Consider the following 244-nt stretch of genomic DNA (forward strand, 5'->3'; position numbering starts at 1 on the left):
CTTTTATCAATCATCTGTGTAATCGATAAATAATATAACTTATTATTTAAACGTTTTTTTTTCACTGTTTCAATTAATCCTCTAAGTTCATTTAATAATATATTATATCTGTTAATATCCTCAAAATCATGAGATATATTTTGTTTGATAATATACTCACAATCTAAAATTAAGTTTATAAACTTTTGATCATGATTCATTGTTTCTCCAATCAAATTTACTTATTTTAACCAGCTAACACTAA

1 protein-coding gene is annotated in these 244 nt (G+C 21.3%); it reads right to left on the reverse strand.

Translation table 11 applies throughout. The features are described 5' to 3' along the window. The coding region (locus tag MR170_RS31680) for a hypothetical protein (RefSeq protein ID WP_242310759.1) at positions 1 to 200 on the reverse strand (200 nt) is incomplete at its 3' end. Positions 201 to 244: the final 44 nt, after the last annotated feature.

This window comes from Bacillus cereus group sp. BfR-BA-01524, assembly GCF_022662595.1.
GTDB lineage: Bacteria > Bacillota > Bacilli > Bacillales > Bacillaceae_G > Bacillus_A > Bacillus_A thuringiensis_S.